Source organism: Chelatococcus sp. XZ-Ab1, assembly GCF_029309855.1.
Classification (GTDB): Bacteria; Pseudomonadota; Alphaproteobacteria; order Rhizobiales; family Beijerinckiaceae; genus Chelatococcus_A; species Chelatococcus_A sambhunathii.
On record NZ_JARKII010000004.1, the window covers coordinates 255,111 to 274,070 of the forward strand.

Consider the following 18,960-nt stretch of genomic DNA (forward strand, 5'->3'; position numbering starts at 1 on the left):
ATCATCGCAGGCCTTCATGCCGGTGGGCAGCCGTGACGATAGCGCAAGCGTGACCTCCCGCTTGTCCGGAACGCTCTATCATGCGCCGGCAATTTCAGGGAGGCACGACGGTGAGACTGACAGCCAAAGACTTTCCGCAGGAACTGCTCGAGCTCTACGACTTCTATGCTCACGGGCGGATCACCAAGCGCGAATTCCTCGACAGGGCGGGCAAGTTTGCGGTCGGGGGAATGACGGCCGCGACGCTTCTTGCCATGCTCAGCCCGGACTATGCCCTGGCCCAGCAGGTGGCCTTCACCGATCCCGACATCGTCGCGGAATATATCACCTATCCCTCCCCCAACGGGCACGGAGAGGTACGCGGCTATCTGGTGCGGCCGTCAAAGGCCACGGACCCAGTGCCGGGGGTGGTCGTGGTACACGAGAATCGCGGCCTCAATCCCTATATCGAGGATGTTGCCCGCCGGCTGGCCAAGGCGGGGTTCGTGGCGCTCGCGCCCGATGGGCTGACGTCAGTCGGCGGCTATCCCGGCAACGACGAGAACGGGCGCGAACTGCAACGTCAGGTCGACCCGACGAAGCTGATGAACGACTTCTTCGCGGCGATCGAATTTCTGGACGACCATGAACTGACCACCGGCAAGATCGGCATCGTCGGCTTCTGCTACGGAGGCGGCGTGTCGAATGCGGCCGCCGTGGCCTATCCAGAACTCGCGGCGGCGGTCCCCTTCTATGGGCGGCAGGCGCCGGTGGAGGATGTACCCAGGATCAAGGCGCCGCTCCTGCTGCACTTCGCCGAGCACGACGACAATGTCAACGCCGGCTGGCCGGCCTACGAGGCGGCGCTGAAGCAGCACGGCAAGATCTATGAGGCACATGTCTATCCGGGCACGAACCACGGATTCCACAACGATTCGACACCACGCTACGACGAAGCGGCGGCCAAGCTGGCGTGGGAACGCACCATCGACTGGTTCAACCGTCACCTGAACTGAGCCCCGCCCCGGCGCACGTCTTTCGGCTCGGCGCCGGGTGCTGATCCCGGCTTCAAGAGATCATTGGCGGCGACGAGAGTAGAGTGATCCGCTCGCCGTCACTTCACGCCTGGCGTGCCGTCGAACTTCTTCTCGAGCTGCTGCCAGACCTCGATGTAGTCCTGCTGCATCGGGGCCTCCTTCGCGGCGAATTCCGTCAGATGCTGCGGAAAGCGGGTCTCGAACATGAAGCTCATGGTCTCGTCCAGCTTCTCGGGCTTCAATTCGGCATTGGAGGCCCCCTCGAAGGCGTTGCGATCCGGCCCGTGCGGCAGCATGCAGTTGTGCAGACTCATGCCGCCCGGCGCGAAGCCCTGTGGCTTGGCGTCGTAGATGCCGTAGATGTTGCCCATCAGCTCGGACATGATGTTCTTGTGATACCAGGGCGGGCGGAAGCTGTGCTCGGCCACCATCCAGCGCTCGCGGAACAGCACGAAGTCGATGTTGGCCGTCCCCTCCTGCCCCGAAGGCGCCGTGAGCACCGTGAAAATCGACGGGTCCGGATGATCGAAGAGAATGGCGCCGACCGGGCTGTAGGTGCGCAGGTCGTATTTGCAGGGGCAGTAGTTGCCGTGCCAGGCGACCACATCGAGCGGTGAATGGTCGATCCAGGTCTCGTGGAAGCGCCCGCACCACTTGATGATGACCCGCGAGCGCGCCTCGCGGTCCTCGAAGGCCGCCACGGGCGTCTTGAAATCACGCGGGTTCGCCAGGCAGTTGGCGCCGATCGGGCCACGGTTCGGCAGGTCGAACTTCTGGCCGTAGTTCTCGCATACGAAGCCGCGCGCCGGCCCCTCCAGCACCTCGACGCGGTAGACGAGACCGCGCGGGATGATGGCGATCTCCTTGGGCTCGAGATCGATGACGCCAAGCTCGGTACAGAAGCGCAACCGGCCCTCCTGGGGCACGACCAGGATCTCGCTGTCGGCGGAGAAGAAATATTCGTCCTCCATAGAGCGGGTGACGAGATAGATGTGGCTCGCCATGCCGACCTGGGTGTTCACGTCGCCCGCCGTCGTCATGGTGCGCATCCCGGTGATCCAGGTCAGGTCCTCGTCCGCCGCGGGCAGCGGCACCGGATCCCAGCGATACTGGCCAAGGCTGACGACGCCGGGCAGGATATTCGGCGCGGTCTTCCAGTAAGGCACCGAAATCTCGGCGAAGGCGCCGGTATGCCGGACGGAGGGGCGGATGCGATAGCACCAGGTCCGCTCGTTCTGGCCGCGCGGCGCGGTGAAGGCGGTGCCGGAGAGCTGCTCGGCATAAAGCCCGTAATTGCATTTCTGCGGCGAGTTCTGCCCCTGTGGCAGCGCGCCCGGCAGCGCCTCGGTCTCGAAGTCGTTGCCGAAGCCGGGCATGTAGCCCTCGTGCGTGCCGGTGGTGATCGTTGCCCGGACCATGCCGCGCGGCAACTCATGCTTCGTCATCGTTTCTCTCCCAGCGCGATCCACACTCGTTGCATTTACAACGAATTATCGTTACTATTGCAACGATGTCAACTGCCCCTCCCGACCGGGCCGCCCTTTGTTGTCGCCGCAACAAATTTCCGCTCATATTCGGTGAAAGAGGAGCAGCGCATGTCGTTCGATCTGGAGGGATTTCTGCCCTATCGCCTGTCAGTCGCCGCGACCCTGGTCAGCCGTCGCTTCGCCGCGCTGTATGGCGCCGAAGCGGGGCTGACCATCCCGGAGTGGCGGGTGCTGGCACATCTCAACCGCTCGGGCGCGGTCAGCGTGCGCGACATCAATGTGCGGGTGAATCTCGACAAGTCGATCGTCAGCCGGGCCGCATCGCGCCTCCAACAGGCTGGGCTCGTACGCAAGGCCGGTCACTCAGGAGACCGGCGGCTGATCGCGCTGGAACTGACGCCGAAAGGGCAGGAGCTGATGGGCCGCCTCGGCCGTATCGCCGATGCCTTCCAGGCCGAACTCCTCGCCGAACTCGGCCCCGACGCGGCGGGGCTGGACAGAGCCCTCGACCGCCTGATCGCGCGAGGCGTCTGACCTCATTCCTTGCGGGGCGATGGCCCCGGGCGCGGGAAACTGGCACCGCGTCCCTTTTCGGGCTCCGTTACCGCGGCGATCGCCTGGTCCAATGCCGTGATGCCCCGCTCCAGCGCAGCGCGATCTTGAGCCGACATGGCGTTAAGGATTTCCTGCGCGCGGGCCTCGACGCCGCCGAAGGCCCGCTGGAACAGATCCCGCCCCACATCGGTGATGGCATAGTTTCGCAACCGCCGGTCCGATCCCAGCACTTCGCGCGTGATCAACCCCTTCTCTTCGAGCCGCGAAGCCGCGCGACTGACCTGCACCTTTCCGAGTGACGTGCGCTGCGACAGCTGTAGCGAATCGAGCACCCCGGCGTCCTCCAGGAGGAAGAGTAGCCGCCATTCCTCCCGGGAGAGCCCGTGCTCACGGCCGTAGACGGCGGCGAGCTGGCGCGAGAAGGCCTCGGCGACGACCGCAAGGCGATAGGGAAAGAAGAGCTCGATGCGCATGAGGACCGCCGGAAGAGACAGATAGTTCGGATGGTAGGGATGCTTGGCGCCTTGCCCGAAATCAACCGCCCTGCCCCGCGTCAGGTGACGAGATAGAGCGACAGCGCCGGCAGGCCGATGATCAGCGCCAGGCGGACGATGTCGGCCATCCAGAAGACGTAGACCCCGCGGAAGATGGTGCGTAGCGGCACGTCGGGCAGAACCGAGCGCAGCACGAATACATTCATGCCGATCGGGGGCGTGATCAGGCTGATCTCGGTCACCACGACGACAATGATGGCGAACCAGATGAGGACCGCTTCCCGATCCTGCAGGATGGCGAGCCCGAAATCGAGTTCCGAGACGAGCGGATAGAAGACTGGCACCGTCAGCAGGATCATCGACAGGCTTTCGAGAAAGCAGCCGAGGACGATGTAGATCAGCACGATTGCGAGAAGCACCGCCCATGGTGACAGGCCGAGATTTTCGACCATGGTCGAGAGGCTGTCGGGCAGGCCCGCAAAGGTCACGAAATTGCTGAAGATCTCGGCGCCGATGATGATGGCGAAGATCATCGCCGAGGCGGTGGCGCTGTCGAGGAAGGCGCGCCACAGCGCGGCACGGGCAAGGCCACCCGTTGCGAAGGCGATCGCCAGAGCGGCGGCAGCGCCCATGCCGGCCGCCTCGATGGGCGTGAAGAGCCCGCCATAGATGCCTGTCATGATGAAGGCGAAGAGCCCAAGCACCGCGGCCACGCTGACGGCGTCGCGCCGCGTCATCGGATGCACCTCGCGCACTGGCGGCGCCTGTTCCGGGTTGAGCCGCACCGCGACCATCACGGCGAGCAGGTAGCCGACGATGCCGACGATACCGGGGATGATGCCCGCGAGGAACAGCTTGCCGATATCGGCCTCGGTCAGGAGGCCGAAGATGATCAGCACGACCGAGGGCGGGATCAGGATGCCGAGCGTGCCGCCCGCGGCGATGGCACCGGTCGCCAGGCTGTCGGCATAGCCGAAGCGGCGCATCGACGGCATCGTCACCTTGGACATCGTCGCCGCTGTGGCGAGCGACGATCCGCACACCGCCGAAAAGCCGCCGCAGGACAGGACCGTGGCCATGGCGAGCCCGCCGCGCATCCGCCCGAAGACCCGGTCCGCGGCGGAGAACAGGCCCTGGGCGATGCCTGATCCGGCCAGCACGTTGCCCATGAAGATGAACAGCGGCACCACGGACAGCGAATAGTTGAGCCCGGTCTCGAAGACCGCGTTGCCCACCATGGCCCCCGCCGGGCCCCAGCCGCGCAGCAGCGCGAAGCCAACGCCGCCCACGATGGCCATCGCGAAGGCTATGGGGATGCGAGCGAAGACCATGACGAGCAGGATGGCGAAGGCGATCAGGGAAATGGTCATGGCTCCTCCCGCCGCAAGACCATGACGAGGGCCGAGACCGCGCAGCTCACCGCCGCCAGGAAGGCGAGCGGCGCCATCGGCACGGCAAGCGAGGCACTGCGTGTGCCCTCGCGCAGCTGATCCATGCCGATTGCAATCAGCCGCCAGGCGAAATAGGCGAGCACCACCGCCGAGACGAGGCCGGCGAGCCGGCCCAGCAGGCGCTGGAAACCGCGCGGGACGAGATGCAGCGCAAGGTCCACTTCGACGTGGCCGCCGTCGGCACTTGTCAGCGGCAGCGCCATGAAGACGAGCGCCGCGAGCAGCATCTGCGTCAGTTCATAGGCACCGCCGAAGGGCCGGTTCAGCAGATAGCGGCCGACGACATCGATACAGGTGACGCCGATCAGCATCAGGATCAGCAGGGCCGCGATGCCTGCGAGCAGACGGTACCAGCCCGCCTGCCGATGCTGGCTCCGCCCGGGGATCATGTCCGGGGGCGGATCGTCGGCCATGGGGCCGGAACGGCTCATTCGCTTCCGACCCCGGTCATCTCGCGGAACTCGGCCAAGGCGGCGGCGCCGTCATAGTCGTTGCCGAGGCTGTCCGCCCACGCCTTTTCCAGCTTGGCGGCCGCCTCGCGCAGGGCCGCGACCACCTCGGGGCTGGCCTTGTAGAAGAGAACCTTGTCCCCGACCTTCTTTTGGGCGACGACGTCGGCATCGTTCCAAGCCCGACCGACGCGCTCGGCGAAGGCTTCACCGGAAATCGCATCGATGGCGGCGCGGTCCTTCTCCGACAGGCCGTTCCACTTGGCTTCGTTGATGACAAAGAACCAGGTGGTGTTGTAGATGCCGCCCGGCACGGTCATGGAATATTTGATGTAGTCGACGAGGTTGAACGCCGTCATCGCCTCGTAGGTGAAAGCCACCCCGTCGATCACGCCGCGCGACAGCTTCTCGTAGACCTCCGGCGAGGACATGAAGAGCGGTGTCGCCTTCAACGCCGAGACGAGATCGCCGACATAGCCGCCCGGCACACGCAGCTTCAGGCCGGCCATGTCCTCGGGCTTCTCGATCTTGCGCTTGTTGTTGTGCAGCAGGCCGGGGCCGTGCATGAAGAGGCCGAGCAGATGTGTGCCCTTGTGCTCGCTCGCCGCGTCCAGCTTGCCGCCGTAGATCGTCCAGTAGGCCTTGGAATTGGCGATGGCGTCGTCGCCGAGGAAACTGAACTGCCCCAGGCGGGCGCGCTTGAAGCGGTCGTCCTCGGTAAAGGAATGCAGCCCGTAGGTGATGTCAGCGATGCCGTCGCGCGCCATGTCGAAATGCGCCGGCGGGCTGCCGAGCGGCTTACCCATGATCCGCACGCTCACGCGGCCCTCGGTGACCTTCTCCACCTCCTTGGCCCAGGGCTCGAAGGCATTCACGACGATGGGGTGCTTGGGCGGCAGCCACGATGACATGATGAGCTCTTCCGCCATCAGCGGTGCCGACGACAGGATGAGCCCGGTGAGAGCCAGCTTCAGCGATTTCATGGTTTCTCTCCCTGAATGCCCTTCGTCTCCCGCGAAGGGTCGAATTTGTCCGGATGGGCTTCGGCGAAGGCGGGCACGGTCTCGCAGGCGCGCGCCACGACCGAGATGCGCGGCAAATGGCCGAAAGCGACGCCCCAGCGCGCAGCGTTGTAGAGTTGCGGGATGAGCACGCAGTCGGCGAGGCCCGGCTGCTCGCCGTGACAGAAGCGGCCGGCGAAGCCCGGATGGTCAAGCATCTGCTCGAAGGCGGCGAGACCCTCGGCGATGTTGTCGCGGTTCCAGGCTGCCCGGGCCTCGCTCCCTGCCAGCCGCTCCACCCGCGCCAGCACGGCAAGGTTCGAAACCGGGTGGATCTCGCAAGCGATCGCCAGGGCCAGTGCCCGCACATGCGCGCGTGCGCCTGCGTCCCGCGGCAGCAGCGGCGGCTCGGGCCGGGTCTCCTCGAGATATTCGAGGATCGCCAGCGACTGTGTCAGCCGGAGGCCGTCGATCTCCAGCACGGGCACCAGCCCCTGCGGGTTCAGCGCCCGATGCGCTGCACCATGCTGCACCCCCGCGACCAGATCCACCGGTGCGCGTTCATAGGCGATGCCCTTGAGCGCGAGGGCGATTCGCACCCGGAAGGAGGCGGAAGAGCGCCAGTAGTCGTGCAGTAGCACCCGTGCGGCCGCCATCGCACTCACTCCTGCGCCGGCAGGATGCGCCCCGTGCAGGGGCCAAAACCGATGCGGTAGCCATCGCCCCGAGCATAGGCATAGAGCCCGATCTCGTCGCCATCCTCAATGAAGGTGCGCTCCTCGCCGTTGACAACGACAGGGTTCTTGCCGCCCTGCGTCATCTCCAGCAGCGCCCCTGTCTCGCCGAGGGTCGGCCCCGAGATCGTGCCGGAGCCGATGAGGTCGCCCACCCGCATCGGACAGCCCGATACCGTGTGATGCGCCAGTTGCTGGGCGCTCGAATAGTACATGACGTTGTAGTTCGTCCTTCCCATCGCCTGGCCATTCATGGTCCAGCCGACGATGAGGTCATAGAAGCCGGGGCGCTCCTCACGCAGATAGGGCAACAGCGGTGCAACCCGCTCGGCCCCCTGGCAGCGGAACGGCTCGAGCGCGGCCTGCGTCACCACCCATGCGCCGATGGTGGTCCCGAGCGCCTTCGACTGGAACGGGCCGAGGGGCTGGTATTCCCAGGCCTGGATGTCGCGGGCCGACCAGTCGTTCAGCAGCACATAGCCGAAGATCATCGCCTCGGCCTCCTCGACGCTGACACGCTCGCCCATGCGGCTGTCGGCGCCGACGATGGCGCCGAGCTCCAGCTCGAGGTCCAGCCGCCGGCAGCGGCTCCAGACCGGCCCGTCCTCTCCCCTGACCTGTCCCATCGGCCGCCGGATCGGCGTGCCCGAGACCACGACCGAGGACGCCCGCCCGTTGTAGCCGATCGGCATGTGCGTCCATTGCGGCGGCAGCGCATTCTCGGGCCCGCGGAACAGCACGCCCACGTTGAAGGCGTGGTTCTTCGAGGCATAGAAATCGGTGAACTCGGTCACCCGGATCGGCAGATGCATCCGCGCTGCCGCCATCGGCACGAGCGGCAGGCTCTCGTCGCCGCCTTCAGCGAGGAGCGCCGTCAGTCTGGCGCGCACCTCGTCCCACTTGCCGCGCCCCAGAGCGATGAACTCGTTCAACTGCGGCTGCGCAAAGGTGCCGCCGGCATCAACAAGACCCCGCGCCTCGCACGCCGCCATATCGACGATCATGTCGCCGATGGCGACACCGCAGCGCGGCGCCCCGCCCCGCGTGGAAAACACGCCATAGGGCAGGTTCTGGATGGGAAAATCGCAATCGTCCGCATTCGCTGCCGGCACCCAGCTGCGCAACGGCTTCCCGGCCATCGGCGTCGTATCTCCCTGGTGTGTCTGCACTCGCAGGCACGCCTCGGCGGCGCGGCGGCAGATCGTCGTGGTGCGACTCTCCTACCTCACTTTTCGTTTCATTTGCAACAACACTCTTGCCGAGGCGCGGTGACAAGCGGCAACGATGGACCGGGCGAAAATGCACAACCACTTGAAAAACCGGGCGATCCGCGCCCGCCGTCACTCGATGACGGCGGCGAGCAGATCGTTCGCCTTCGATACGCCGAGCTTCTGATAGGCGCGCTGGCGATAGGTCAGCACCGTCCCGACCCCCAGCCCCAGTTCCTCGCCGATCTCACGCGCCGTCCGGCCGGCGAGCGTGCGGGCGCAGACCTCGCGCTCGCGCGGGGTCAGCCTGCGATGGGCTTCGGCCAGGCGGCGCTCCACCTGCTGCACGAGCGGAGCGCCCTCGGCACGCTGTCGCATCAGGCGCGTCAGTCCGGTGATGGCGACCTGCGCCAGCGCGCCGAGCTGCGCCATGTCCACCTCGGCCCCTGTCCGGCGCAGGTAGAAGTTCACCACGAGGCTGTGCGCGGGCGCGCGCCAGCCGAAGCAGATCTTCTCCGAGAAGCGCGGGCGCTCGAAACAGAGCCTGCGGTAGGTGCCGAGCGCGATCGCAGCGGCGGGAATGCGGCAGACGAAGCCGGTTCCCTGGCGTGCCGCGAGGCGCGCGGAAACGGCGGGGTCGCTGCGATGAAAGCGTCGCGCATAGGCCCCCGCCCGCTCGGGTGCTTCGGCCAGCTCGCTGGACAAGGCCAGCGTCTCGGGCGCACCCTCGCCGACGCGAAAGGCGAAGAGCTCCTCGATCCCGGCGACCGTGTGCGCGGCCTCGAGCAGGCGGTCCGAAAACACCGCCGGATCGCGCGTATCGAGCAAGGCCGCGGCGCGGTCCGGGTCGATCAAGCCGGCCGAAGACATGGGTCCCTTCTCTTCCCTCGCCGTCGCAAGGCGCCGGTCGCTGTCGTCAGACCTAATGACATACAGCCCGCGATCGTTTCATTAGAAATTATTTCGAAGACATTCCAGCCGGAAGCATGGAAGAGGAGACAACCATGGGCAAGCCGTTCGCATCCTCAGCCGACACCGCCCGCAAGACCGACACGCTCGAGATTCTCGCCGACGGCGTCTATGCGCTGACTGCCGAGGGCGATCCCAATGTCGGCGCCGTCGAGGGGGAGGATTTCGTCGTCGCCATCGAGTCGCGCGCCACGCCGGCGGCCTCGCGCGACTGGCTGAAGATCCTGCGCGAGCATACCGACAAGCCGGTCCGCTACCTCATCCTCACCCACTATCACGCCGTGCGTGTGCTGGGCGCCAGCGCCTTCGAAGCACAGGACATCATCATGTCCCGCGCCTCCCGCGATCTGGTGGCGGAGCGCGGCGAGGAGGACTGGAAGAGCGAGTTCGGCCGCATGCCGCGCCTCGCCAAGAATGCCGAAGAGGTGCGTGGCCTGACCTGGCCGACGATCACCTTCGAGAGCGAATACGACATCGAGCTCGGCGGCGGGCGCGGCCGGCTCGCGCTGCGCTTCCTGGGCCGCGGTCATACCGGCGGCGACATCACCGTATGGCACGATAAGACGCGCACGCTCTATGCGGGCGACCTCGTCGAAGCAAAGGCCGCGCTCTACACGGGCGATGCCTATCATTTCGACTGGGTCGGCAAGACGCTCGACAACGTCAAGGCCTACCGCGCCGAGAACCTGATCGGCGGGCGCGGCGCCGTGGCGCGCGGCGTCGCGGAGACCGATGCGGCGGTCGAACAGACCCGTAAGTTCCTGAACGGCATGATCGAGAACGTCGGGCGCGTCCACAAGGCGGGCGGCAGTTTGAAGGAAGCCTTCGAGGCCACCCGCGACGCCCTCGCGCCCGAATTCGGCTCGTGGCCGATCTTCGAACATTGCCTGCCCTTCGACGTGCAGCGCCTGTGGGACGAATACGACGGCATCGAGCATCCGCGCATCTGGACGGCCGAGCGCGATCGCGAGGTCTGGGCCAAGCTGCAGGGCTGACCGGTGGTCGGGAGGACATCATGGTGAATGCTCAGGGCATCCCCGTGTACAAGAAGATCGGCGCCACCCCTGCCCCCGCTGCACCAGAGGATCGCGCCCGCGTCGTGATCGTTGGGGCCGGGCCGGTGGGCCTTGCCATGGCGCTCGACCTCGGCCGCCGCGGCCATCCGGTGACGGTCGTGACCAAGCTGGACTACATCGCGCATTGCTCGAAAGCGATCTGCTTCTCAAAGCGCTCGCTGGACATTCTAGACCGCCTCGGCGTGGGCGACCCGGTCGTGGAAAAGGGCGTGACCTGGAATGTCGGCAAGGTCTTCTGGGGCGCGAACGATACCCCCGTCTACCAGTTCGACATGCTGCCGGTGAAGGACCAGAAGCGTCCCGGCTTCATCAATCTCCAGCAGTACTATCTCGAGGAATATCTGCTCGACGGGCTCAGCGCCTTGCCCAATGTCGAGATCCGCTGGGGCCACACGGTCGAGGGCGTTAAGCCCGCGAACGACGGTGTCGCGCTGGAGATCGCGACCGCCGACGGTCGCTACAGGCTCCGGACGGAATGGCTGATCGCCTGCGACGGCTCGCGCTCGACCGTGCGCGATCGGCTGGGGCTCGATTTCGAGGGGCGCGTCTTCGAGGACAACTTCCTGATCGCCGACATCCGCATGAAGAACCGCGAGATGCCTTGCGAGCGCTGGTTCTGGTTCGATCCGCCCTTCAACCCCGGCAAGTCGGCACTGATGCACCGCCAGCCCGACGACGTCTGGCGGCTCGACTTCCAGCTCGGCTGGAACATCGACCGCGAGGCGGCCATCCGCCCCGAGAACGTGGAGCCCTATATCCGCGCCATGCTCGGTGAGGACGTCGCCTTCGAGCGAGAATGGTACAGCGTCTACACCTTCCAGTGCCGCCGCATGGCACGCTTCGTCCACGGCCGGACCGTCTTCGCCGGCGACGCAGCCCATCTCGTCTCGCCCTTCGGGGCCCGGGGCTGCAACGGCGGCTTCGCCGATATCGACAACCTCGGCTGGAAGCTCGATCTCGTCCTGCGCGGCAAGGCCGGCGAGGAACTGATCGAGACCTATAACGAGGAGGCGACCGTCACGGCGGACGAGAACATCCTGAACTCGACCCGATCGACCGATTTCCTGACGCCGAAATCGACGGCGAGCCGGGCGCTGCGCGATGCGGTGCTGGAACTGGCGCATGACCATGCCTTCGCCCGCCCCTTCGTGAACTCCGGCCGGCTGTCGACGCCGGTGAGCTATCCCGCAAGCCGGCTCTCGACCCAGGACGAGGACGACTGGCGAGGCGGCGTGCCCCCCGGCAGCCCGATGCTGGACGCCCCCCACGGCGACGGCTGGCTGCTAGATCAGCTGGGCGACGACTTTGTACTCCTGACCCGCGGCTGGCGGGGCGACGTACCGGCCGGGCTGCGGGTCGTGCCCGTCACCGGGATGGCCGCCGACCGCCTGTCGCTTGAGGAGGGAGCCGCCTGCCTGGTGCGTCCCGACCAGTATGTCGCGGCCCGCTGGAAACGGCCGGATGCGACGAAGATCGCAGCAGCACTCGCCCGCGCCATGGGTCGCGCGGCAGACATGGGACGAGAGACATGGCGCAACTGATCACCGCCCCCAACCTGTCCAACCCGGACGACATCTACGAACGGCTCGTGCGTCTGCACGATGGCTTGAGCGAGGCTGAAAGCCTGAAGACCTGGTCCCGCCTGGTCCTGGCGCTCATCAACCATATCGGCGATCCCGAGGTCATCGGCGAGGCCATTGCCATCAGCCGGCAGACTGGCCCTCAAAGCCGCCAGTCGTGAGGCCGACGCTTCCGCCCCAAGCGGCGTACCGGCACCTGCGACCCATGGAGCCGGCGTCTGCGCCGGGCAAGGTTCGTTTCACGCCGATGTCATTGGCGCCGTGGCACGTGATCGCGAAAGCGGCAACGCCGGCAGCCAGCGCGCAGGATGTGATCGCACGTACCGCATTGCCGTGCCCGTCGTGCCGTTGGCGGGCCCCTCCTCATGTAGCTCGCTTGAGGCCGTCTATCCCTCTTGCCGATCGAGCCAGGCGAGGACCGCCGCCTCGTCGCGTGCCAACCCCGCGGGTGTGCGGCCGAGCCCGGCGCGCGCATTCGCGAGTTCCTCGGCGAGCCGGCCGTCCTCCCACGCGCTGATCAGCCCGGGATGGATGTAGCAGCGCCGGCAGATCGCCCGCGTGTTGCCGAGTTGGGCGGCCACGGCGTCGATCACCCCATTGAGGCTCCGCGCCCTTTCACGTTTCGTTACCGGAAGCGGCGTCCCCGAGAGGAGGCGGGCAGCCAGCACCGTACCGCCCCATGTGCGGAACTGCTTGGAGCTGAAGGGCTCGCCGCCGCTCGCGGCGCGGATGTAGTCGTTCACGTCCTGAGAAGAGACCGGGCGACGGCTGCCGTCCTCGTCGCGATACTGGAAGAGATGCTGCCCCGGCAGGTCCTGCACGCAGCGGATCACCTTGGCGATGCGCCGGTCCTCGATCCCGAGATTCCATTCCTTGCCGGACTTGCCGCGGAAGGCGAAGCGCAGCGACGCGCCGCGCACCGCGACATGGCGCGCCCGCAGCGTGGTCAGGCCGAAGCTCTTGTTCTGGCGCCGATAGGTCTCGTTGCCGATCCTGATCATGGCGCGGTCGAGCAGCCATACGACCGCGGCCAGCACCCGCTCGCGCGGCACCCCCTTCAGCGCGAGGTCGCGCCGCACCCGCCGGCGCATCCGCGGCAGGGCGCGGGCGAAGGCGGCGAGCGTCGTGTATTTCACCTCGTCGCGGCAGGCTGTCCAGAGCGGATGATAGCGATATTGCTTGCGGCCGCGCTGGTCCCGCCCCGTCGCCTGGATATGGCCGCGGCCCGTCGGGGCGATCCACACGTCGGTCCATGCGGGCGGAATGGCGAGGCTACGGATGCGCGCCATCGTCGCCTCGTCCTCGACACGCCGGCCGGCGGCATCGACATAAAAGAAGCCGCGCCCGGCGCGCCTGCGCCGGATGCCCGGCTCCCCGTCGTTGATGTAGAGAAGATCGGCGGCCTCCGCGCTGGCGGGCGGATCGGGCGGGAGGACGGAAGCCGTTTGCGCATGGGCGAGCATGGCGTCTCACGAAAGCGCCGGCCGCGAGCCGGCCGGCGCAGGACGGCGGGCTGCCGATCCGGAAAGTGTCAGAAGGTCGTGTTCACGCCCGTGTCCGGGCCTGTCGCTCTGGCATTCACCCTCAGATTGTTCTGGACATGGGTGACGCCCGACACGTCCTCGGCGATATCCTCGGCCCGCCGCTTGTCGTAACGGCTGTAGACCTCGCCGGAGAGGGTCACCTCATGCGATTCGACGCTCACCTCGATGCCCGATGCATCGAGCGAGGGGTCGTCGCTCAAGCGGTCGCTCACATCCTCCTTGATGCGCTCGTCCGAGCGGGTGTAGCCCTTCGGGCCGTGACCGCGGTACTGGTCCTGCCGCCGGCGCCTCTCGGCCTCCTCGTCGCCGAACCAGGACGAGATCTCGTCACTCGCCTTGTCCCAGAAGTCGCGCTCCTCGGGCCGGCGGGCATGATAGTCGCGCGCGTAGTGTTCCCGTCCGCCGTAGGGCTGGCGCTGGCGGCGCCCGCCGGTGCCGTAGGTGCCCTCATAGAGGGCCGAATAGCGCCCGGCCCCGGTCGGGGCGAGGTCATAGCGCGGGTCGCGGCGCGGCCACTCGTTGTAGCCACGGCCGTAGCGGCGCTCGTAATAGTCCTCGTAGGGGTTGTTGCGGCGCACCTGCCGCGCCCATTCATCCTCGCTCATCGGCCCGTAGTCACGGTCGCGATAGCGCAGGTCGTCGGTTTCGAAATACTCCCGGTCGTCGCCGTACCAGGGGGATCGTTCTCTCGGCATTGTCCGTACCCTTCTTGGTCTCCTTGAGGTCCGGCACAGCCCGCTCTGCACGCTGTCGCGGGCCGCCACCGTGAATGCCCCCGAACCTTGACGGGGCCGGAAAGGTTCCGAAGCCCAGAGAGCCTGCCGCCGGGCGACCCGCAGAAATTTTTATGCGATTTTTAGTCGCGGAGCGGAACAATGCCCGTCATCGATCGTTGGTTGACGTCCAGCCGGCGGTGGTGCGTCGCCCCCATCCCCTTCCCCTGGTCTGCGATATAGCGGACGCCGGCTGGGCCCCTTTTTCCGGCGCCTGCTGTCTCGAAGTACGGCGGTGCCGGCCTGAAGCGACACCCAATCACGCCCCGCCCACGGCCTGTCGCGGCTCCTCACCCGAGGGCCGCGACAGCATGATGAAGACGACCGCCGCGCCCGCGATCCCGGCCGCGACGATGATGGCGCGGCGGCTGTGCGGCTGCGGCGTCAACGTGCGACTCTCCGAGTGCACTTCCGCAGCCGTGGTGGGCGTTCCGGCCGCCTCGTCGTCGGAGCCGAGCGGCGCGGCTGCGGGGTCGGGAAAGGGCACCTTGTCCCCCGTCTTTCCGAGGTCGATGTAGCGCCGCAGACGCTCCACGGTCCCGGCGCTTCGGGCGGCAGCACCTGCGTCGGTCGTGCCCGTTTCATGGGACTCACCTTGCTTGCGGACTGTTGCGAAAGGGCGCCCGGAGACGCGCGCGTGCCCCCCAACCACTCCCCAAGCGGACTGTTCCCGGCCCGATGACGCGGCCCGGCTCCTTCTCAGCCCTCCTCGGCGCCCACTTTCCCGAGCATGGTCTTCGTGATCGCCTGGCGCCCCTCGGCTTCACCCGCCCAGGGATCCGGCATCGACAGGCGTCTCTTCATGTCGGCAATGGTGAAGGCCTGCGCGGTGTCGATGATCCGCAACTCTTCCCAGCTCACGGGAGTCGCGACCGGCGCGTTCTTCTTCGCCCGCGTCGAATAGGGCGCGATGGCAGTGGAGCCGCGCTCGTTGCGCAGCCAGTCGACGAAGATGCGGCCGGCCCGCTTGGCCTTCGCGGCCTGGGCGACATAACGGTCCGGATTTTCCCCGGCGATGAGTCGGGCGAAGCCGCGGGCGAAGGCCTTGACCATCGGCCAATCCGCCCGGCGCACGAGGGGGGCGATGACATGGATGCCCTTGCCGCCGGTCAGCAGCGGCACGGTCTGAAGGCCGAGCGTCGCGAGCCGCTCGCGCAGGTCGAAGGCGGCGGCGCGCACGGCGGCGAAGTCGAGCCCCTCGTCGGGATCGAGATCGAAGACCAGCCGGTCCGGCTGGTCGAGGCGATCGATGCGCGAGCCCCAGATGTGATATTCGAGCGTCCCCATCTGCACGCCGGCGACGAGACCCGCGAGGTCGTCGACATAGAGATAGACGCCGCGCTCGCCGTCGCTCTCGGTGATCTCGCGGCGCTTGAGCTCGCGGGCCACGGTCTTGTTGCCGTGCTTCTGGAAGAAGCACTGTGTGCCGGCCCCCTCGGGGCAGCGCACGAGGCTGAGAAGACGTTCCGAGACGAAGGGCAGGATCCGCCCGGCCACGCGCTCGTAATGGGCCGCCAGATCGGCCTTCGTCACGCCCTGCTCGGCGAACAGCACCTTGTCCGGGTTGGACAGCCTGATGCCGGCGATGACATCCCGCGCTTCGTGCTCCTGCATGGCCGTCCCCCTGGGTGTCTCCAACACCACCTCGCGCGCCGGCTTGTCCTCGCGGATGCCCTTCAGAACGCCGTGGCGGACGGCGCCTTCGCGCGTGAATTCAGTAAAGCCGACTTCGACGACGATGTCCGGCCGCACGAAGCGAGCCCGTCGAGCGATATCGCGCGGCAGCTCGGCGAAGGGCGAGGTCTTGCGGCCGCGGCTGGCGAGGAGCTGCTCCAGCCGCGCCAGATGGTCGCCCTCGAAGGCCCCCACCCGTCCCTTGTAGACGAGCTTGCCTCCCTCGTTGACGCCGATCAGCAGCGAGGCGACGGTGCGGCCCTTCTTGTCGCTCGGCCTATAGCCGCCGATGACGAACTCCTGGCGCGCTCCGCATTTCACCTTCAGCCAGCTGCGCCCGCGGCCGGAGCGGTAGGCGTCCTCCGCCCGCTTGGCGACGATTCCCTCGTGCCCGGTCGCGCACAGCCGCCGGTTCACCTCGGACGCGTTGCCGACGACATGCGTCGAATAGATGAGCGGCGGCCCGGCCTCGCCGAGGAGCTGCTGCAGCAGGTCCTTGCGCTCGGTGAGGGGACGCCCGCGGACGTCCTCGCCGTCGAGCCACAGGAGATCGAAGGCGAAGAACGTCAGTCCTCTCCTGCCCTCCTGCAACGCCGCCTGCAGGGTGGAAAAGTCGGTCTTGCCCTTCTCGTCGAAGGCGACGATCTCGCCATCGATCAGGGTGCCCGACGTGTCGAGACGGCCGGCCGCCTGCGCGACCTCGGGGAAGCGATCGGTCCAGTCCTTGCCGTTGCGGGTATAGACGCGGCAGGTGCCGCCGCCGATGGCGACCAGGGCGCGGTAGCCGTCGTATTTCATCTCCGACAGCCATTGCCCGCCCTCGGGCGCGGCGTCGACCAGCGTAGCGAGCTGCGGCTCCACCCAGCGCGGCAGCGCATGCCCGCCCCGGCCGCCCTTGCGGGCCTTTTTCTCCGCAGCCTTCGCCGCCGGCCGCCGGGCGCGCCGCTCCGGCGCCACATCCTCGGGGGCGATCGTGCGCCCCTCAGCGGCGATTTCCTCCATCGTGTGCCCGGAGGCGACGCTGCGGGTATGGCGCGTCAGAATGTCCGGCGGGCGGCGCCGGCCGGAGGTTTCCTCCTGATGCTTGATCAGCAGCCAGTTCTCGCGCTTGTCGCCCGGCTTCGGCGCCATGCGCACGAGGGCCCATTCGCCCGACAGCCGCTCGCCGTGAAGGCGAAAGGTCAGCTTGCCGCGGCGCAGGCCCTCGTCAGGGTCGCCGACAGGCTCCCAGGTGCCGCGGTCCCACAGCATGACCGTGCCGCCGCCGTACTGGCCCTTGGGAATGATGCCCTCGAAGTCGCCATAGGCGAGCGGATGGTCCTCGGTCCGCACCGCGAGCCGCTTGTCGGCAGGGTCGAGGCTCGGGCCGCGCGTCACCGCCCAGCTCTTCAGAACACCCTGCCATTCGAGGCGGAAATCGTAGTGGAGGCGCGTCGCGGCATGTTTCTGCACGACGAAGAGCAGCCCCTCGCCGGTGCCGGCCTCGGCCGTGACGTCGGGTTCGGCTGTCCTGGTGAAATCCCGCCGCTCCCGGTATTCCCTGAGGAGATGCCGCGCCTCGGCCATGGGCCCCTCACGCCGACTTCTTGCGCCGCGAGGCCGGGGCCGCCTTCGCGGCCGGCTTCTTCTGCGCCGGCCGCTTCTTCGGCGACGACGGCTGCGTGCCGGATTTCTCGAGGCTCTCCTTGAGGGCCGACATCAGGTCGACGACATTGCCGCCGCGCGGCCGGGCCTCCTCCTCGGCCCTCACGCGCTTCGGCTTGCGCCCCTTGACCTTCTCGTCGATCAGGGTCCGGATGGCCTCGGCATAGCGGTCCTCGAAGGCGCTCGCGTCGAAGGGGCCGCTCTTGCGGTCAATCAACTGCTTGGCGACCTCGAGCAGGTCCTTCTCGGCGGCCTTGCGCGAGATCGAGGAGAAGAAGGCGTCGGTCTTGCGAATCTCTTCCTCGTAGTGGAGCGTCTCCGCCAAAAGGCCGCTGCCGCACGGCCGCACGGCGACGAGATATTCCCGGCCGCGCATGGCGAGCTGGCCGAGCCCCGCCTTGCGCGTCTCCGCGAGCGCGTCACGCACCACCCGGAAGGCGTCTTCCGCCAGTTCGTCGGTGGGGGCGAGGAAATACGGACGGTCGAAGTAGAGCGGAGGGATCTCGCAGACATCAACGAAATGCACGAGCTCGAGCGTCTTCTTCGTCTCGAGCCTGATGGCGTCGATCTCATCCGGATCGATCAGCACATATTCGTCGTCCTCGACCTCGTAGCCCTTCCAGACATCGTCGTTCTTCACCGGTCCGACGCCGGGCACGACTTTCTGGTACTGCACGCGCTTGCCCGAGGGCTTGTGTATCTGGCGGAAGGAGATGCGCGCCGACGTGTTCGTCGCCGAATACATCTCCACCGGAATGGAGACGAGCGACAAACGCAGCTGGCCCTTCCAGACCGGGCGCTCGGCCATGGCCTGCTCCTCGGCTGATCCCTGCTAAATGGTCCTTTCCCTCAACGGCTTCGCGGCGCGGATGTTCCTTCTCCCGCCCCTTCGGCGCCGGCTACGAGACGGGCGAGACGCTACGGGCGCAGCGATCGCCGGCCGGCGGCCAGTCGACACGGATGACCGGCGCAGCCACGGCTCGCTCGGGACGGATACAGGCGACTGCCTCATAGCCTGCGCCCGTCCCGCAACCGAGGCTGGAACAGGCCGCCGCGTCGACGGTTAGGGCCGCGAGCTTCTCCGCGCCGACACGCGCCGCCGCCACGATCGTGAAGGAAGCGAAGCATGCCAATGCATCATACCTTCGTCTGCCTGTCCCGGAGATCCGCCCCCGCGAGATGGGCCCATCCCCGCCCGGGCTCGGCCTCCGCACCCCAGTCGCCCACTCCGATTCCCCGCCCACTGCCCATCCGCCTGTGGAGGAGCCGAAGCCCCATAGCCTGCTGGGCGGCGGGCTTGGTCGC

Annotated in this window: 19 protein-coding genes; 5 read left to right on the plus strand and 14 right to left on the minus strand. The window is 67.3% G+C overall.

Annotated features, from left to right (window positions below; all coding sequences use genetic code 11):
* Positions 1-80 precede the first annotated feature (80 nt).
* Positions 81-995, plus strand: coding sequence for a YghX family hydrolase (gene yghX / locus P2T65_RS08930; protein WP_276199615.1), 915 nt, complete (start codon positions 81-83; stop codon positions 993-995).
* Between the two features lie 98 nt (positions 996-1,093).
* Here the strand turns inward: yghX and hmgA are convergent, their stop codons facing one another.
* Positions 1,094-2,434 (minus strand): homogentisate 1,2-dioxygenase, encoded by a 1,341-nt coding sequence (gene hmgA, locus P2T65_RS08935; RefSeq protein WP_276199641.1) that lies wholly within the window; start codon positions 2,432-2,434, stop codon positions 1,094-1,096.
* Positions 2,435-2,611: 177 nt separating this feature from the next.
* Here hmgA and P2T65_RS08940 point away from each other — a divergent pair, with 177 nt between their 5' ends.
* Positions 2,612-3,037 (plus strand): MarR family winged helix-turn-helix transcriptional regulator, encoded by a 426-nt coding sequence (locus P2T65_RS08940; protein ID WP_063185026.1) that lies wholly within the window; start codon positions 2,612-2,614, stop codon positions 3,035-3,037.
* A gap of 2 nt (positions 3,038-3,039) precedes the next feature.
* Here the strand turns inward: P2T65_RS08940 and P2T65_RS08945 are convergent, their stop codons facing one another.
* The 7 genes from P2T65_RS08945 to P2T65_RS08975 form a co-directional block, all read right to left on the minus strand.
* Positions 3,040-3,531 (minus strand): MarR family transcriptional regulator, encoded by a 492-nt coding sequence (locus P2T65_RS08945; RefSeq protein ID WP_055458166.1) that lies wholly within the window; start codon positions 3,529-3,531, stop codon positions 3,040-3,042.
* An 80-nt stretch (positions 3,532-3,611) separates the two neighbouring features.
* Positions 3,612-4,922 carry a TRAP transporter large permease gene (locus tag P2T65_RS08950; protein ID WP_055458165.1) on the minus strand — a complete coding sequence of 437 codons (1,311 nt, stop codon included), beginning with the start codon at positions 4,920-4,922 and terminating at the stop codon, positions 3,612-3,614.
* Positions 4,919-5,434, minus strand: coding sequence for a TRAP transporter small permease (locus P2T65_RS08955; RefSeq protein ID WP_245282524.1), 516 nt, complete (start codon positions 5,432-5,434; stop codon positions 4,919-4,921). The genes P2T65_RS08950 and P2T65_RS08955 overlap by 4 nt, the downstream gene beginning before the upstream one ends.
* Positions 5,431-6,435, minus strand: coding sequence for a TRAP transporter substrate-binding protein (locus tag P2T65_RS08960; RefSeq protein ID WP_276199616.1), 1,005 nt, complete (start codon positions 6,433-6,435; stop codon positions 5,431-5,433). Before P2T65_RS08960 ends, P2T65_RS08955 begins: the two co-directional genes overlap by 4 nt.
* The gene (maiA, locus tag P2T65_RS08965; protein WP_071923843.1) at positions 6,432-7,109 is read right to left on the minus strand and encodes a maleylacetoacetate isomerase; all 678 of its coding nucleotides are present in this window, start codon (positions 7,107-7,109) and stop codon (positions 6,432-6,434) included. Before maiA ends, P2T65_RS08960 begins: the two co-directional genes overlap by 4 nt.
* 5 nt (positions 7,110-7,114) lie before the next feature.
* Positions 7,115-8,326, minus strand: coding sequence for a fumarylacetoacetase (gene fahA, locus P2T65_RS08970; RefSeq protein ID WP_055458161.1), 1,212 nt, complete (start codon positions 8,324-8,326; stop codon positions 7,115-7,117).
* A 201-nt stretch (positions 8,327-8,527) separates the two neighbouring features.
* Complete coding sequence (locus P2T65_RS08975) at positions 8,528-9,265, minus strand: LuxR C-terminal-related transcriptional regulator (RefSeq protein WP_055458160.1); 738 nt, start codon at positions 9,263-9,265, stop codon at positions 8,528-8,530.
* 134 nt (positions 9,266-9,399) lie between these two features.
* On the opposite strand from P2T65_RS08975, the gene P2T65_RS08980 reads away from it, so the two are divergent.
* The 3 genes from P2T65_RS08980 to P2T65_RS08990 are packed head-to-tail and all read left to right on the plus strand — an operon-like array spanning position 9,400 to position 12,181.
* Positions 9,400-10,359, plus strand: a complete 960-nt coding sequence (locus P2T65_RS08980) for an MBL fold metallo-hydrolase (RefSeq protein WP_276199617.1) — start codon at positions 9,400-9,402, stop codon at positions 10,357-10,359.
* 20 nt (positions 10,360-10,379) lie between these two features.
* Positions 10,380-11,981 carry an FAD-dependent oxidoreductase gene (locus P2T65_RS08985; RefSeq protein ID WP_276199618.1) on the plus strand — a complete coding sequence of 534 codons (1,602 nt, stop codon included), beginning with the start codon at positions 10,380-10,382 and terminating at the stop codon, positions 11,979-11,981.
* A complete protein-coding gene (locus P2T65_RS08990; protein ID WP_055458158.1) occupies positions 11,969-12,181 on the plus strand; it encodes a DUF2783 domain-containing protein in 213 nt (70 codons plus the stop codon). Before P2T65_RS08985 ends, P2T65_RS08990 begins: the two co-directional genes overlap by 13 nt.
* Positions 12,182-12,406: 225 nt before the next feature.
* Here the strand turns inward: P2T65_RS08990 and P2T65_RS08995 are convergent, their stop codons facing one another.
* The 6 genes from P2T65_RS08995 to P2T65_RS09020 all read right to left on the minus strand — a co-directional run bounded on the left by P2T65_RS08995 (position 12,407) and on the right by P2T65_RS09020 (position 18,788).
* On the minus strand, positions 12,407-13,483 hold the full coding sequence (locus tag P2T65_RS08995; protein ID WP_276199619.1) for a DNA topoisomerase IB: 1,077 nt from the start codon (positions 13,481-13,483) through the stop codon (positions 12,407-12,409).
* A gap of 68 nt (positions 13,484-13,551) precedes the next feature.
* Complete coding sequence (locus tag P2T65_RS09000; RefSeq protein WP_082464700.1) at positions 13,552-14,259, minus strand: BON domain-containing protein; 708 nt, start codon at positions 14,257-14,259, stop codon at positions 13,552-13,554.
* Between the two features lie 337 nt (positions 14,260-14,596).
* Positions 14,597-14,872 carry a hypothetical protein gene (locus P2T65_RS09005; RefSeq protein ID WP_276199620.1) on the minus strand — a complete coding sequence of 92 codons (276 nt, stop codon included), beginning with the start codon at positions 14,870-14,872 and terminating at the stop codon, positions 14,597-14,599.
* A gap of 164 nt (positions 14,873-15,036) precedes the next feature.
* Positions 15,037-17,577 (minus strand): DNA ligase D, encoded by a 2,541-nt coding sequence (ligD, locus tag P2T65_RS09010; protein ID WP_276199621.1) that lies wholly within the window; start codon positions 17,575-17,577, stop codon positions 15,037-15,039.
* Between the two features lie 7 nt (positions 17,578-17,584).
* A complete protein-coding gene (locus tag P2T65_RS09015) occupies positions 17,585-18,463 on the minus strand; it encodes a Ku protein (protein WP_276199622.1) in 879 nt (292 codons plus the stop codon).
* A 91-nt stretch (positions 18,464-18,554) separates the two neighbouring features.
* On the minus strand, positions 18,555-18,788 hold the full coding sequence (locus tag P2T65_RS09020) for a hypothetical protein (protein WP_055458153.1): 234 nt from the start codon (positions 18,786-18,788) through the stop codon (positions 18,555-18,557).
* Positions 18,789-18,960: the final 172 nt, after the last annotated feature.